At 68.8% G+C, this 14,147-nt stretch carries 14 protein-coding genes and 4 pseudogenes; 12 read left to right on the plus strand and 6 right to left on the minus strand.

Features of this window, described 5'->3' with window-relative positions; genetic code table 11:
* Positions 1-112 precede the first annotated feature (112 nt).
* Positions 113-468 (plus strand): annotated as a pseudogene (locus QC385_RS44260) (helix-turn-helix domain-containing protein); the annotation flags it as partial.
* Positions 468-602, plus strand: a pseudogene (locus tag QC385_RS20455) (VOC family protein); the annotation flags it as partial. The pseudogenes QC385_RS44260 and QC385_RS20455, both read left to right, overlap by 1 nt.
* 75 nt (positions 603-677) lie before the next feature.
* On the opposite strand, the gene QC385_RS20460 reads toward QC385_RS20455, so the two are convergent.
* Positions 678-839, minus strand: coding sequence for a hypothetical protein (locus QC385_RS20460; protein ID WP_279542753.1), 162 nt, complete (start codon positions 837-839; stop codon positions 678-680).
* A gap of 203 nt (positions 840-1,042) precedes the next feature.
* Entirely contained in the window at positions 1,043-2,071 is a 1,029-nt protein-coding gene (locus QC385_RS20465; protein WP_279542754.1) for a DMT family transporter, read from the minus strand.
* A gap of 147 nt (positions 2,072-2,218) precedes the next feature.
* Here QC385_RS20465 and QC385_RS20470 point away from each other — a divergent pair, with 147 nt between their 5' ends.
* The 5 genes and pseudogenes from QC385_RS20470 (at position 2,219) to QC385_RS20495 (ending at position 8,039) form a co-directional block, all read left to right on the plus strand.
* Positions 2,219-2,671: an Lrp/AsnC family transcriptional regulator gene (locus QC385_RS20470; RefSeq protein ID WP_279542755.1), complete on the plus strand. Its 453-nt coding sequence runs from the start codon at positions 2,219-2,221 to the stop codon at positions 2,669-2,671.
* A gap of 267 nt (positions 2,672-2,938) precedes the next feature.
* A pseudogene (locus QC385_RS20475) lies at positions 2,939-3,190 on the plus strand (GNAT family N-acetyltransferase); the annotation flags it as partial.
* Positions 3,191-3,305: 115 nt separating this feature from the next.
* Positions 3,306-3,469 (plus strand): annotated as a pseudogene (locus QC385_RS20480) (IS630 family transposase); the annotation flags it as partial.
* A gap of 1,621 nt (positions 3,470-5,090) precedes the next feature.
* Positions 5,091-6,512, plus strand: a complete 1,422-nt coding sequence (locus QC385_RS20485) for a serine/threonine protein kinase (protein ID WP_279542756.1) — start codon at positions 5,091-5,093, stop codon at positions 6,510-6,512.
* Between the two features lie 1,140 nt (positions 6,513-7,652).
* The gene (locus QC385_RS20495) at positions 7,653-8,039 is read left to right on the plus strand and encodes a DUF6207 family protein (RefSeq protein ID WP_279542757.1); all 387 of its coding nucleotides are present in this window, start codon (positions 7,653-7,655) and stop codon (positions 8,037-8,039) included.
* Here the strand turns inward: QC385_RS20495 and QC385_RS20500 are convergent.
* Entirely contained in the window at positions 7,973-8,242 is a 270-nt protein-coding gene (locus QC385_RS20500) for a hypothetical protein (RefSeq protein WP_279542758.1), read from the minus strand. The two genes, QC385_RS20495 and QC385_RS20500, sit on opposite strands and share 67 nt — an antisense overlap.
* A 413-nt stretch (positions 8,243-8,655) precedes the next feature.
* On the opposite strand from QC385_RS20500, the gene QC385_RS20505 reads away from it, so the two are divergent.
* The 3 genes from QC385_RS20505 to QC385_RS20515 all read left to right on the plus strand — a co-directional run bounded on the left by QC385_RS20505 (position 8,656) and on the right by QC385_RS20515 (position 10,347).
* Positions 8,656-9,054 carry a gas vesicle structural protein GvpA gene (locus QC385_RS20505; RefSeq protein WP_279542759.1) on the plus strand — a complete coding sequence of 133 codons (399 nt, stop codon included), beginning with the start codon at positions 8,656-8,658 and terminating at the stop codon, positions 9,052-9,054.
* Between the two features lie 3 nt (positions 9,055-9,057).
* Entirely contained in the window at positions 9,058-9,846 is a 789-nt protein-coding gene (locus QC385_RS20510) for a GvpL/GvpF family gas vesicle protein (RefSeq protein WP_279542760.1), read from the plus strand.
* Between the two features lie 345 nt (positions 9,847-10,191).
* Positions 10,192-10,347: a DUF6131 family protein gene (locus QC385_RS20515; protein WP_279542761.1), complete on the plus strand. Its 156-nt coding sequence runs from the start codon at positions 10,192-10,194 to the stop codon at positions 10,345-10,347.
* A gap of 142 nt (positions 10,348-10,489) precedes the next feature.
* Here the strand turns inward: QC385_RS20515 and QC385_RS20520 are convergent, their stop codons facing one another.
* Together QC385_RS20520 and QC385_RS20525 are read right to left on the minus strand one after the other, a co-directional pair.
* On the minus strand, positions 10,490-10,660 hold the full coding sequence (locus QC385_RS20520; RefSeq protein ID WP_279542762.1) for a hypothetical protein: 171 nt from the start codon (positions 10,658-10,660) through the stop codon (positions 10,490-10,492).
* A gap of 163 nt (positions 10,661-10,823) precedes the next feature.
* Positions 10,824-11,048 (minus strand): DUF5133 domain-containing protein, encoded by a 225-nt coding sequence (locus QC385_RS20525; RefSeq protein ID WP_279542763.1) that lies wholly within the window; start codon positions 11,046-11,048, stop codon positions 10,824-10,826.
* A 975-nt stretch (positions 11,049-12,023) separates the two neighbouring features.
* Between QC385_RS20525 and QC385_RS20530 the strand changes: the two genes are divergently transcribed.
* Complete coding sequence (locus tag QC385_RS20530) at positions 12,024-12,356, plus strand: helix-turn-helix domain-containing protein (RefSeq protein WP_279542764.1); 333 nt, start codon at positions 12,024-12,026, stop codon at positions 12,354-12,356.
* Between the two features lie 60 nt (positions 12,357-12,416).
* Positions 12,417-13,205, plus strand: coding sequence for a PAQR family membrane homeostasis protein TrhA (gene trhA, locus QC385_RS20535; protein ID WP_279542765.1), 789 nt, complete (start codon positions 12,417-12,419; stop codon positions 13,203-13,205).
* Between the two features lie 665 nt (positions 13,206-13,870).
* Here the strand turns inward: trhA and QC385_RS20540 are convergent.
* Positions 13,871-14,041, minus strand: a complete 171-nt coding sequence (locus tag QC385_RS20540; RefSeq protein WP_279542766.1) for a DUF5670 family protein — start codon at positions 14,039-14,041, stop codon at positions 13,871-13,873.
* Between the last annotated feature and the right edge of the window lie 106 nt (positions 14,042-14,147).

Here is a 14,147-nt window from a genome sequence, read left to right on the forward strand (position 1 = left end):
CGCCCGGAACCGCCCATTGACCTGCGGTCAGAAACTGTCCAACAAGGCCCTCGCCGCCGTCCGAAGCCTTCCGTTCTAGTGGTCGTCGCAACACCCCGGCTCAGGGGATGCGGTGGACTTCAGGATCCGGGTGATCCGGACAGCGCAGGGGCGGAAGAAGCTGCTGCGTGAGCGGCAGACGTACTTCCGGCTCATGGAGCAGGGCTTCAGTAACAACCAGGCGTGCCGGATCGTCGGCATCAACGCCAAGACCGGGCGCCGGTGGCGCAACCGTCGCAGAGCGGACACCAATCAGAAGGCGGCGCCCCCGGTTCGACCGGTGGCGCCGCCTTCTGATGTATCCCGGTACCTCCGGGTCGATGAGCGGATCTACATCGCCGACCGGTTGGGGAAGAAGCTGCATTGGTCCATGCGATGGCCGCCGAGCTCGGCCGCAGCCCGTCCACGGTGAGCCGGGAGATCCGCCGCACTACGCCGATCCCCACCGGAAGCAGCCCGGCGCGATCAACCACAACGACGGTGGCCGCGGCGTCTACTTCATGGACCCGGCGGGCCACGCCATGGAACTCATCACCGTGCCGTACGGCGGCTGGACCTCGTAAGCACATACGCAGGGCCGCACGCTGAGGTGGCGTGCGGCCCTTAACCCCTGCTCGAGCATCAGAGCGTGGGCGCCCTCACCTGGCAGCGGTCCCCCCCGATAGCCGGACCCGCCCCGAAGGCCGGCGCTCCCCGAGCACCTCGTGGGCGACCGACCGCTGCGGCGGCTCCAGCTTCTCGGTGACGACCTGGTCGTAGTCGGCGCCGTCGACCGGCCGCACATGCTCCGGTGCGCGCATCAGCCCCGGCACTTCGCCGCTTCCACGCCCCTGTCCAACTGGTGTAGAGGCAGTACTCCGAGGATGCGCTATTCGGGACTGAGACCCCTGATATGCCGCTGACGGGGTGTCGGCGACAGATGTGGCCTAGAGCCGTCGCGTTCGTCCATGACCTACGGCGCCGCTGCACCACCGGAGACTGTCGCAGCGACACCCCCCAGCGGCTACCGAGCCCTCTTGATCACTCCACGCGCGGTTGGTACAGCCGCTTCGGGCTCGTCCGGCACGGGCCCCGCTTCTGCCGTAGTCCGAGCGGTCGCAGTCCCGGAAGGCTCGCTCCCCCTCGCGCCCGGATTCGCCGTGGCCTCGTGCCCCCGCTCGATCATGCCCAGCGCCACCCCGACGATGATGATCACGCCGCCCGTCACCTGGGCGAGCCGGATCGACTCCCCGTTGATCACGACGGCGCCGATGACGCCGAAGACCGGTACCAGGTTGAGGATGTTGACCGCGACGCTCGACGCGATCCGGCGCAGGCCGTAGTTGTAGAGCAGGAAGCCGCCGACCGAGCACGCCACGGCCAGGTAGACCAGTAGTGATGAGGCGGTCGCGCCCGGCATCCGCCAGTCGTCGGCCTCCAGCAGGGACGCGAGCAGGAAGCCGGCCGCGCCCGCCAGGGTCTGGTAGTAGGTGACGCTCGCGGCGTCCTGGCCAGCGCTCGCGCGCTTGCCGAGCACGTTGTAGCCGGCCCAGGCGAGCCCACCGAGCAGCAACAGGACGTCCCCCAGCCAGCGCGAACTGCCGCCGACCTCGGCCCCGTTGCGTACGACGAGAAAGGCGCCGACGGTGGCCAGCAGCACACCCGTCACACGTGGCAGCGGCATCCGGGTGCGGAAGACGACCAGTTCCACCAGCATCGTCATCAGCGGGTACGTGGCCACGATCAGCGACGCGTCGGATGCCGTGGACAGGTCCACGCCGACGTTCTCAAGGATGAAGTACACGGTGATGCCGAGGAACCCGCTCAGGTAGAGCTGGCGCCGCTGCCGGGGGTCCGGACGGGCCGGGCGGTGCCTGCTCAGCCGTACCATCACGCCCAGGACTAACGCCGCGAGGGTGAACCTGATGGCGCCGATACTGAGCGGGCCGACATCCTCCAGCACCTGCTTGGTCACCGCGTACGAACTGCTCCAGAAAAGCGCGGCCGCCATGACCGCACACACCGCCCACACCGTGGGTCCTCGTTTGCGCAAAGCAAGTCGCCCCTCTCCGCTGCCCGCTGCCGCCCATCGCGCTATGACCGAACAAAGCTCGGTCAACTAGGCTGGAGGCTAACAACATCACCGAAGGTGATGTGAAGAGTCCGAATTACCTTCGGAATCCGGCGGGATGAGGCAAGCGTGGACGAACTAGATTCGACGTTGGTGCGGATGCTCCAGGAGGACGGTCGGCGCACCAACCGGGACATGGCCCAGGAACTCGGTATCGCCCCGTCCACATGTCTGGAGCGAATCCGGTCGCTGCGCAGGAGCGGCGTCCTGACGGGATTTCATGCGGAGGCAGACCTCGCGGCGATCGGCCGCGGGTTGCAGGCGGTGATCGCCGTACGGGTCCGCCCGCCGACACGTGCTGTGATCGAGGCCTTCCAAACCTTCTTGGAGGGGATGCCCGAGGTCATCTCGATCTTCGTCCTCACCGGAAACGACGACTTTCTCGTGCACGTCGCCGTCCGGGACACCGATCATCTGCACGCAGTGGTGCTGGAGAAGCTGGCGAAGCGCCCGGAACTCGCCGACGTACGGACGTCAGTGGTTTACGGGCACATGCGCAAGAAGGTCATCGGTCCGGTGTGACACCGGCCCGGGCCCCGCTCGCGGCGGGCCCCCGGCCCGCGGTGCGGTCTCCTGGCCGCGCCGGCACAGCACCCGGCCCAGGCAAACCACGAGCGCGGGGAGCGCGGCGCGAACCTCCGCCCCGCCAAGGCGTGGCGGAGGAAGGCGCGGCGTACGGTCACCGACTCGGGCAGGGAGTGTGACACGACGGGACGCGGGTCGATACCGCGAGCCCGGTCGGCGGCCACGGCGACGATCTGCGCGCCGTGGACTACCAGTTGATGGACGATCTTCAACCCGCAGCACTCCGGACAGGGCTACGCCACCGAAGCTGCGCGCGCCCTGGGCTCGCTGGCCTTCGGCCGGTTGGGGGTCCACCGGGTCTTTGCCCGGCTCGACGTCCTCAACAGCGCCTCGGTGCGTGTGTGCGAGCGTCTGGGCATGCGTCGTGAGGCGCATCTGGTCGACAACGACCTTGACGGAGACCGCTGGGGCAGCGAGTACATCTACGCGGTGCTCGCCCGTGAGTGGAAGGACTGAACCTCAACTGCGCGCAGAGATCAGGCCATGTGTGGGACATGGTCTCCGGGTCGGCGCTGACTTGCCTCACCTCGGTTGGATGTGATGACACGTCTGATCGGTGCGAGGAGTCACGATGGCAGAGCCGGTCAGGATCCGAAGGCTGAGTGCAGGAGGAGCAGAAGCTGCAGCAGATCGTGCGGCGGGGCAGCACCAGCATGGTGCGTTTCCGCCGATCGATGATGCTGCTGGGTCTCGGCAGGCGGGAACACCGTCCCGGTGATCGCGTGCCTCGTGCAGAGGTTCTGCGGCCCGGCTGGGCCGCAGAACGGGATCGGGCACGGGGAGCTCAGCATCGGCTCCGACAGCGTCCACGTCACGCACCATGCCTTCCACGCTGGACGGTCGCCGTTCGAGTGCATGGTTCTGTAGGTGGGAGCGGGCAACCTTGATCGGCGGCTCTAGGCAGCACTTAGCGATCTTGAGGTGCCGCGCTCCTCCGGGTACGGAAGCCAGCCGAAGTAGAAGGCGGAGCATCCGATGCGGCTGCTGACCTCCTTGTTGGTGAGCTGAGCGGTGCAGATCAGCACGAGAGGATTGGTGCCAGGCGGTTGTGCGCCGCTCCGGATGGTTCGATCGGGGCGGATTGATCGGGGCCTTCCCCTCGTTCAGGACCTGAGTCGCGTCCGCCGGCGGCTTCCCTCGGAGATCGGCGGCATGCGGGGGAGTGCTGTTGAAGAGGCTGGCGAGCGAGGTGAGTACCGCCTCGGAACGGTTGAAGCGTACGAGGCGCCGCAGGATGTACCGCTCGGTGTAGCGGTGGCGAGCGGTGTCCTCACTGGCACGCAGGATGGAGCTGATGGTGGACCAGGTGAGGCCTCGGTAGCGGGCCCGGCCGACCACCGGCGCCGTCAGGCCATCGAGCCGTTCGCGCAGCCGGGCGATGCGGCGGAGGGGTTCTTCTCCGTCCGAGGACGGAAGGAGCCGCGCAAGGTCGCGGGCAGCGTCCTGGATGTCCCTGGCTATCTCGACAAGGAGTTCGTCGCCCGCCGTCATGCCTTGCGCGGCAGGGCGGGGAGCCTGGGGCCGAGGCGCAGGCCCCGCTTCGGCCGTGGCCTCCGCAGGGGCGACGAACACCGGGGTCCGGCCTGGCGGGTCGCCGTGAATGCGGCGGCGGTAGGCGGCCTGGCGGCAGGCGTCTCGCTCACTGATCTTCCATTGAGGTGCACCAGTTCTGCCGCAGGTCCACGGCATTGACCGGCTCGAAGGAGGTGTCTGGCGGCATTTCCCGCCACCGACGCGGCCCTGTGGATGCCGGCACAGGATTCCGCCTACATACGACCTTCTGCCAGCGGTAACGGCTGGCCGTTGATCGTGCCTGGCGGGCGGCGTCGCCAGTCGGACCAGCCGAGCCGTTGGGTGGGGTGTGCCGGCTGAGCTCTACTTCGATCAGTCACTGCGGCTGAGGAGGCTGGGGCCGGATGGCGCGCTGCCGGGCACAGCTGCTTGGCCACCCTGCCTCCTTTCACTCGTGTCTCCGCCCGGTGGCACATGCGCCGTCCTGTGAAACCTTCGACGGCTCTGGCACCCACGGTCACGACGTGGGCCCCGACGCGGACGTCGCCGCTGTGGCGCTAAGGCTGGTGTGACTGCTATGCCGGATTTGGGGCACGAGGTTGCCGTCAGTGACGGTGTGTCAGATTGGTGTTCCTCCTGCGCGAACCGCACCACAGTCCTCCGTGGGCCGCGTCCTCGCCCATAGCGCTGTCCCACCCAGTGCTCGCCGTCCGGCCCGACGGTCGGTCAGGCGGGCCACCACTCATTGTGGTGCAAGCGGCGGATGGACGGGTACCTGCGTTCGGCGGCCCGTCGACGAACGGGCGTCCGAGCGGTGCGAGTGCGCGGAGTGGGGAGATCGAAGGTGGGATTGCGCGAGGTGCGGGGCGCCCGGGCCTTTCAAGGCTGCACCCGGGTTCTGGCGGGCCGCTACCGTCTGGATGCGCTGATCGGTTCGGGTGGCGCCGCTGACGTACACCGCGGATTCGACCTGCGGCTGCGGCGGCCGGTCGCTGTGAAGGTCTTCCGCGCCGGTACCGGCTTCGACACGGAGGATGCTTTCCGCAGCGAGGCCGTGATCCTGGCCCGCTTGCAGCATCCGGGACTGGTGACCGCCTTCGACGCCGGGCACCATGACGGCGATGCCTTCCTGGTCATGCAGCTGATCGACGGGCCCACCCTGAAATCTCGCATCGCCGAGGCTCCCCTGTCGTGCGAGGCTGCCGCAGCGCTCGGCGCGGCATTGGCCGATGCCCTGGCTCACGCCCACGAGGCGGGGATCGTCCACCGGGATGTCAAACCGTCCAACGTCATCCTGGACTCCTCCGGCTATCCCCATCTGACGGACTTCGGCATCTCCCGGCTGCTGGACGCGACCACCCGCACCGCCACAGGCACCCTGACCGGCACGGCGGCCTATCTCTCTCCTGAACAGGTCTTGGGCCGCTCCGTCGGCCGGCCCGCGGACATCTATGCCCTCGGCTTGGTCCTCCTCGAGAGCCTCACCGGTCGACTCGAGTACGCCGGCGGTCCTCTCGAGTCCGCCATCGCGCGCCTGCACCGCCGGCCGGCCCTCCCGGACTTCCTGCCCGACGGTTTTGCCACCCTCCTGCGGGACATGACCAGTCTGGATGAACAAGATCGCCCCATGGCGCGCCACTGCGCTCAGGCCCTGACCCGTCTCGCCGGAACGAGCACGGCAAACCCTGCCGCGCCCGGTGCCCGGCCCGCGCTCAGCGTCACACCGCCCGCAGCCGAGGACCACGCCGACACCACACACCGGAGCTCGTCCCCCGCCGCGAAAGCGCCCTGGAGCCCGAGCGCCTCAACAGGTCTCCATGAGGAAGGGTGTCGGTCCGGGACCGTTCGCGGCCGCCTCCGAACGCGTGGGGCGGCAGCTGCACTCGCCGCGCTCGTCGCCGCAGGCCTGATCGTCACCGACGGCCTCTCACATCCCGACGCCGCAGACAAGGCAGGGCCAGAAGCGGCCCCATCCACCCCTGATCAGGCCGCCCCTTCCATCCCTTCGGACACCCCGGCTCACAACCATGACGCGCCCTCCGCCTCGGCCGCCCCGCCCTCGCGCGGCCCCTCCGCGCCCGCTCAGCCCATGAGCGAGCCACTCCCCACACGCACACGGCCCGCCACCCACCCCGCCTCGACGCCCAACCATCCTGAGCAGGCAACGCCCATCACAGCAGGGAAGGGCAGGGCAAAGGCTCCGACCGGACCGCCGGGTCAACCGCGGAAGAACCAGATGGGCGAGAAGGCAGCACATGCCAAGTGAGGAGCAGGAAGCGCCGAGATGGCGGTCGTACCAGCATCCACCTCCACGCCGAAACCCGCCGACACCTCGTCCTGGTCCAACGCGGCCGCCGCCGCGAACCCGGCCAGGACAACCGGATCATGAACGAAGCACTCGCGGCGCACTGCACCGACATCACCGAGGCCCGCACCGAGCGCGGCGAGGAACCCGGCTACCGCCTCTACACCGCACGCTGGGCACCCGCCGGCCCGCTGCCATCCCGGACACCGGCCGCCGCGCCACGCTGGGACCGGAAGCCGGCCGCCGACCCGGCCGCGCCTTTCCTGCCGCTGGAGCCGGGGGAGTGGGACAGCCCGCGCGTGCCGCTGCGCCACGACCGCGCCGTTCGCCACACGCGTCCTCACCGGCCGGCTACGCATCGCGCGCCGCACCGGCCGCCCCCTGTACGGCCCGGTCCGCGCACTAGCCGACCGCGCCGCACAAGCAGCTGCTCCTCTTCGCCCAGGAACAGCCGCCCACGGCGGCCCGCCCGGCGGTCGACCTCGCGGCCCTGCGCACCGACCTGGAGGCCCTGGCGCTGACCGCCGACCAGATTCGCCGGGTAGGCACAGCTTCGCCACCGTCGGGGAGACGAAAGCGCGCCGACGGGTGCGCAAGGCCTGCGCCCCCGAACCAGGAGATCGTCATGGCCGTCGCTCAGGGTTTCGAGGTCCAGCGGGAGCCGGTCGGCAAACGCATCACCGTCCGCATCGCCCTGCCCGACGACTCCGGCGGAGACGTCACTGGACGCCGCCCCCCAGTAGCAGACAGCGCTCCCGTCCCGGCCTGTCCGATCAGCGGCCGGCTCACTGCCGTGGGGGGTCTGCCGACGGTCTTCATGGCTTGCCCTGGGGGAACGCAGCGCCGCAGTCGTAGTCGTCCACGGCGTCGAAGGCGGGACGGTTGCGCTCGCCGTACACGGGATCCAGATGGTGGTCGGTCCCGGACAGCCGCAGCAGATCGAACGCGACGAAGTGAGCCGGCCACTCGCCCGCCCCCCCGGGGCCGCCCCGGCACCGCGCCGCTGAAGCCGGTTCTGCAGCTGCTCGAAGGCGAGCTGGCCGGCACTCGACTCGGACCACCAGGTGAAGGGCGAGCGTGAACGGACGGTGAGCTGGTCGTATGGGACGCCGCGGTGTCGCGGCGGGTGACGACAGACCGCGTTCGCCGTCAAGAGCTGCTCGCCGGGCGGTGGCGACCGCGTCGGCGGACCGTACGACCTGGGAGCCCGGCATGCCGGGCGTGCGGCTGCGCTGCTACCTGGACCTGCGCCAGAGGCCCGGCGCCGCCAGGTGTGCTTCGTTGATCGGCCTCATGCACCGCATGACGTGCAAGCCGCCCACGGTCTGCCCGGCGGCCATTCCCGATGCCCGGTCCTTTCCGTGCACTAGGCCAAGCCGCGCCGATCTTCGTCGTGGCGTGTTGCGGTGGGCTGCTGGGTGTCAGCTGCCGGCGGGCGTCACGCCGAACATCAGGGTGTGGCGTGGGACGTCGTATTGGACCGTCTGATTGTGCTCCAGGAGATCCTTCAGCACGTCGGCGTCGTCGGCGTCGACCGTGAGGACTTCTTCCCCGGCGCCTTCGTCCAGGACCAGCTGCAGGGTGAAGGTGCCGCGCTGGCCGGGGTCTCCGGCCACCCAGCTGAACTGGTAGTGGTTGACCTGGCGCACTTTGATGGCGGCGTCTGTCAGGGGCTGCTCGACCTGGGTCATGGCGGCCGACTCCCTTTCTGTTCCTGTGTTGATTGCCCGCGCCTTTCCCGGCCGCCTGAAGTCCGCTGTCTGTGGGGCCGCGTCTCGAAGCCCGGGGCTGGGTGTCCGGCGGCTGTCCGGATCCCCTCTTCAAGTCCGCCGAGCGGCAGCGCGCAGGTGCAGGCACTCGCTCCATGTCCGGCTCACCATCCCAAAGGGTGTGAAACAGGAATAAGCATGTTGAATAGCGAAGCGACAAGCATGTTCCGGAGGCTGCTCTCACTCCCCGGGCCGGAGATGGCGTCCACCTCGCCAAGCTCGTACACGTGTTTGGTCTCAGGTGGTGGGGGCTACTCGCACCTGCAAGCCTGCGTCGCAGCGAGGAACAGCGCCGACAGGACCGTGCAGAGACAGACGACAAGGAGTTGGTCGCGATGACCATCGCGACACAGCAGGGGGGCGGGGGCGGTTCCAGCGGCCTCTACGACGTTCTGGAACTCATTCTCGACCGCGGGCTGGTGATCGACGCGTTCGTGCGGGTCTCCCTTGTCGGGATCGAGATACTCAAGATCGACATACGGATCGTGGTCGCCAGCGTCGACACCTACCTGCGCTTCGCCGAGGCATGCAACCGCCTCGACCTGGAAGCCGGGCCGCGCAAGCCGGCCGGGCTTACCGAACTCACAGGCCAGCTCACCGAATCCGGGGCTCGCGGCAAGACCAAGGGAGCCCTGTCCGGCGCCGCTGAGACGATATCGGACGCCTTCCAGCAGGCACGTGACGACGGTCGGCAACGACAGGGCGACCGGCCCGCGCGCCGGAGAGGGGAATGAGAGATGAGCACCTACGTCTACGGGATCATCCCCGCCTCACATACCCCTCTCCGTGAGGACCTGGACGGCATCGGCGACCCTCCGCGGCCGGTACGCGTGCTGCGCCAGGGCGAGCTGGCCGCGATCGTCAGCGATGCCCCCGATCAGCTGCGGCCCAAGCGGCGTGATCTGCTCGCCCACCAGCAGGTACTGGCCGAAGCCGGAGCGGGCGGCGTGGTACTGCCCATGCGGTTCGGTAGCGCTGCTCCGGACGACGAGACGGTGACCACGGTGCTCGCCGAGCATGCTGAGCACTTCCTCGAGCGGATGCGGGCCCTGGACGGCGCGGCGGAGTACAACATCAAAGCCAGCCACGACGAAGAGGCCGTGCTCCGCCTGATCATGGCGGACCACGACGACATCCGGTCCCTGGCGGAAGCGAACCGCGAGGCCGGCGGCGGTACGCAGGAGCAGAAGATCCGGCTCGGGGAGATGATCGCCGCCGCCGTCCAGGCACGCGAGGCGACCGATGCGGAGCTGCTCTGGCAGGCGCTGGAGCCGAGGGCCGAGGCAGTCAGCTCCGGGCCGCAGAGCACCGGCTGGCTGGCCAACCTCTCCTTCCTGGTGGACCGCGATTCAGCGGAGCAATTCCTGGCCGCGGTCGACGACCTCCGCCAGGAGCACCCGCATCTCGAGCTGCGTGTCAACGGCCCGCTGCCGCCCTACAGCTTCGTCGACACCTCCGAGTCCCAGGAGGCCGAAGGCGGTAGCGCGGAAGTGTTCGGAGCCGCAGCAGCCCAGCCGAACGGGTAAGGATTTGCGAAGCCTCAGGAACGACCCCCGCGACCGGGCTGGTGGCTACGGGGATCAGGAGGCAGTCCCGACTCTGCCGGATCCGGACAGCCATGCCGCCCGCGATTCCTGAGGCGGCACGTGCTGTCGCAACTTCCGGGTTTCCCTATCCCACACGGGCACACAGCTCTCATCGCTCGGCTTTGCATCGATCACCCGATCACATCGGCGATGACCGCCTGTCCGCAGCCACCTGTAGGCGCATAGGCGCACGATCCGGTCCCGAATACGTGGACACCGGCCACTTCCCCAGCATGGTGCTGCGGTCCACAGTGAAAGCAGCACTACTTCACACCGGAGGCGGTCATGCTCCTCCTCGGCATCATCCTGCTGGTAGTCGGTTTCATCACCGGCATATCGATCCTGTGGACGATCGGGATCATCCTCGCGGTCATCGGCGCGGTCTTGTGGATCATGGGTTCCATGGGGCACGCGGTCGCCGGCCGCCGGCACTACTGGTGACGCTGCCTCAGCAGGCAGTACGGCACTGTCATGCGTGCCAGCCTGCGTCACGCCGTGTGCCGGATCGCCACGCCCAGCAGCCGCGGGGCAGCGCCACCGACCGGCATTACCCGCAGGCCGCACGGCACGGGAGTGCCCACCGCTAGAGCCAGTGGCGCAGGATCAGGTGCGGGGCGCGGCGGGTGAGCCAGGCGCTGGTCAGGCCGATGGCGGCGCCGACGGTGACGTCGCTGGGGTAGTGGGCGCCGTTTGCACGCGTTCGATGGCCACCATGGCGGCCGGCACGGTGCACAGGGCACCGGCCAGTGGCCACGCTGGGGCAACGGTGGTTGTGAAGGCGACCGCGGCGGCGGTGTGCCCCGGAGGGGAAGGAGGACGAGTCGGGCGCGCTCGCCGTGTTGCGTGGCGGCACCACAGCCGCGCCGCCGCCGACGGTGCGACGGCTGGGCGCGGGAGTCGTCGGGGCCCGGGCATGCTCAGCGATGGAGAGGCTGCTCTCGTCGCATCGCGTCGGCCAGGTGCTGGCGGGCTACGTACAGCGCTGTGTCCAACTGGCGGGTTCCGGTGACCACGCACAGCGTGTAGGAGGCGTCCTCAAGTTGGCGTTTGGTCTTCTCACTGCCGTTGGACGCCGCTCGCTGCCTGAGCGTCTCGCAGCGTTCGACGAGTTCCCGCAGGAGCGAAGGATGTGGTCTGAGCATGCGGGCTGCCTCCTTCCTGGCCCGTTCGGACCTGCCTCCTTCACTCCTACGGTCGCAACCCTTGGCGCCCGCCGCACCCGGAGATCGAGGGCCCGCCGGGTCACGGGTGACGGATGGGACCGGAGGCCCGATTCTGCGTTTCGCCACCGTAGGCACCGGTTAAGGCGCCTACTCAGCAGCTCAGGATCAGAGCCAGAAGCAGGACGAGCAGCAGGGGAACCGAGTTGAGGCTGCGCTCCCGCGGCCCCTCCATCGCCGCTCGAGACTAAACCTCACCACCCACACACAAAAATCTATCTTGGCCAGAGTAGACATTGCTTGGTGGTGTGGTTATGGTTTCTCTCGTAACCCAGAGAGACCGCAGGGCCCGGCAGACACGAACTGCCGGGGAGAAGTACCGCAGTTGCAGTGCGCAGGACGGTGCGGTGGTGGAGTTCCGAAGCCAGGGCTGTTGCAGGACGGCGACGGGACTGACGACCGGACCGGGCGGCCCGCAGTGTTCAGGGGCCGCCGTGAGCGGTACGCAGCAGTGGAGTCAGTGAGCAGTACCTCGGTGAAGGCGTCGGCTGCGGGCGCGCGCACCGGGAGGTTCGGCAGTGGGGTTCCAAGCCAGAGCAGACGCAGGACGGGCGGCGGGGCTGGCTGCCGAAGAGTGGCGTTGTAACAGGCCACGAGTAGTTCGCATCACCAGCAGTACGCAGTAGAGCAGTACCAGCAATGAGGGAATGAACGGAGGAAGTGGACGCCATCAGGATCGCCCGGGCGGCTTTTCGAGTCCGGGTACCGCAGGACATCGATAGTGAGGTGGTCTCCGGTCGAGCAACCGCGATCCCAGCATCCCCGGCAGCATTCCGGTCGGGTGTGCGGTGAGAGAAGGCCGGCGCAGTAGTAGGGCCGGCAGATGGTGTAGCAGTTCCTTCGGGCCCTGGCGCCGTACGGCGCCAGGGCCCTCCACGCGTTTCACAGAGAGGTCAGATGACAGCAGACGATTCCTTCGGGCGTCTCGACGACGACGACTACCCCGCCTACACCATGGGCCGGGCCGCCGAAATGCTCGGCACCACCCAGGGCTTCCTCCGTGCCATCGGCGACGCCCGCCTCATCACGCCGCTGCGCTCCGCGGGCGGGCACCGCCGCTACTCCCGTTACCAGCTACGCATCGCCGCCCGCGCCCGCGAACTCGTCGACCAGGGCACCCCCATTGAGGCCGCCTGCCGCATCATCATCCTCGAAGACCAGCTCGAGGAAGCCCGGCGCCTCAACGCCGAATACCGCCGCGCCGAAGCCCGACACACGGCCGGTGTCTGACCCGCACTCCACGGCGACGCGCCGGACCCCAATTCCTCCGCCGATTCAGAATATGAGCGCATGATCGCCGAAGACCCTCAGCCGTCGGCACGCGGACGGGAGCCCCAGGCGCCCGACGCCCTACGCACCCCGGCGGCAGATGCGCCTGCCGGCGCAACCGGCCGGCTGAGTGGCGGGCAGATAGCCGCCGGCCTGGAAGACGGGGTGCAGCGCGCGGCGGCTGCGCTGAAGCCGAGGATGCGCGGCTGGCTGCACGCCGGCGTGTTCCCCCTGGCGCTGGTCGGCGGGATCGTACTGATCGCCGTCTCACGCTCGGCTGCGGGGGTGGCGGCGTGCTCGGTGTACGCGGTGTCGGCCTGCCTGCTGTTCGGCACCAGCGCCGTTTACCACCGCGGAACCTGGGGCCTGCGCGGCGAGGCGGTCCTGCGGCGGCTGGACCACGCGAACATCTTCCTGATCATCGCCGGCACCTACACCGCGCTGGCGGTACTGCTGCTGCCCACGGGACAGCAGCGGGTGCTGCTGGCCGTGGTGTGGGCGGGCGCGCTGGCCGGCATCGCCTTCCGCGTCCTGTGGATCGGGGCTCCCCGCTGGTTGTACACCCCGTGCTACATCGCGCTGGGCTGGGTGGCCGTCTTCAACCTGCCCGAATTCGCGCGCACCGGGGGCACCGCGGTCGTCGTACTCGTCGTCGCCGGCGGTCTTCTCTACACCGCCGGAGCCGTCGTCTACGCACTCAAGCGCCCCGACCCCTCACCGGCCTGGTTCGGCTTCCACGAGGTCTTCCACGCCCTGACCATCGCCGCCTTCACCGCGCACTACACCGCCATCCTCCTGGCAGCCACATGACGGTGTTCGGGGCATGCCGAAACGAACGACCCTGAGACGAGCCCTGGACGCGCGTGTACGAGCCGGTCACGTAACCGACCTGCTCAACCGGCCGTTTCCGGGCGGCGGAGCCGCTGGCCGGCGCCGGTCGCTGGTGCGGTGACACCAGACAGGGGGCAGTGGCCCGTGCACGGCATGGCCTTCGAAGGAGCCGATGCCGGCGCATCTTCACGAACACCTGACCACAGCGGTGGCGCAGTGGCGTGCCCGCCGGCTGAGTGAGCGTAGGACGGAAGTTCGCGGGTAACTGACGTGGGCTGGCCGGGAGCGGCGCAACGCCTGGGGAGGTCGAGCGCCGCTCCCCAAGCGCCCGTCATGACGCCTGCATAGCCAAGAGGCAGTATTCCGGGGGTGCGCTAGTCGGTGACCCACCGCCCGGAGATGTGGTGTCGGTACAACGGCCTGCTGAGTGCAGGAGTGGCCGGCTGAAGTGGGGCGCGGTGCGGGGTGTCGGGGTGGCTGGGGCCCGGTGGTTTGGAGGCGCGGGTTCCACTGCTTCACCGGGCCCCAGCTATGAGGCCCGGTTCCCGGGAAGGTGGTAGTTACACCGTTTACGCGGAGGGATGTCCTGTTCCGGGACATGCCTGTGGGCCCCGGATGTACCGGAGCCCACGCGCATGCTGCTGTTACCAGCGATACCAGCGGCCCTTGCGGCCGCCTGTGTCCGCGGAGCGCATGACGAAGCCCAGCAGCCAGACGACCAGCACGATGACGGCGATCCACCACAGTGCCTTCACCGCGAAGCCCGCGCCGAAGAGGATCAGAGCCAGGAGAAGAACGAGAAGCAGGGGAACCATAGTTATCAACCTCCGTCGCTCCTCGTGCCCGGCGAATGCAGGAACACACGGTCGATTTCCCTGGTTTCTCCACTGCTCTTGCGGGCACTGAACCCAGTTTCTCCAC

It is taken from the genome of Streptomyces sp. DH10 (genome assembly GCF_029813805.1).
Taxonomy (GTDB): domain Bacteria; phylum Actinomycetota; class Actinomycetes; order Streptomycetales; family Streptomycetaceae; genus Streptomyces; species Streptomyces coeruleofuscus.

Excerpts from the sequence above, each read along its gene's own strand:
- QC385_RS20460 (WP_279542753.1), bottom strand. The coding sequence starts at position 839 with ATGCGCGCACCGGAGCATGTGCGGCCGGTCGACGGCGCCGACTACGAC.
- QC385_RS20495 (WP_279542757.1), top strand. The coding sequence starts at position 7,653 with ATGGGACGCCGCGGTGTCGCGGCGGGTGACGACAGACCGCGTTCGCCG.
- QC385_RS20500 (WP_279542758.1), bottom strand. The coding sequence starts at position 8,242 with ATGACCCAGGTCGAGCAGCCCCTGACAGACGCCGCCATCAAAGTGCGC.
- QC385_RS20505 (WP_279542759.1), top strand. The coding sequence starts at position 8,656 with ATGACCATCGCGACACAGCAGGGGGGCGGGGGCGGTTCCAGCGGCCTC.
- QC385_RS20510 (WP_279542760.1), top strand. The coding sequence starts at position 9,058 with ATGAGCACCTACGTCTACGGGATCATCCCCGCCTCACATACCCCTCTC.
- QC385_RS20515 (WP_279542761.1), top strand. The coding sequence starts at position 10,192 with ATGCTCCTCCTCGGCATCATCCTGCTGGTAGTCGGTTTCATCACCGGC.
- QC385_RS20525 (WP_279542763.1), bottom strand. The coding sequence starts at position 11,048 with ATGCTCAGACCACATCCTTCGCTCCTGCGGGAACTCGTCGAACGCTGC.
- QC385_RS20530 (WP_279542764.1), top strand. The coding sequence starts at position 12,024 with ATGACAGCAGACGATTCCTTCGGGCGTCTCGACGACGACGACTACCCC.
- trhA (WP_279542765.1), top strand. The coding sequence starts at position 12,417 with ATGATCGCCGAAGACCCTCAGCCGTCGGCACGCGGACGGGAGCCCCAG.
- QC385_RS20540 (WP_279542766.1), bottom strand. The coding sequence starts at position 14,041 with ATGGTTCCCCTGCTTCTCGTTCTTCTCCTGGCTCTGATCCTCTTCGGC.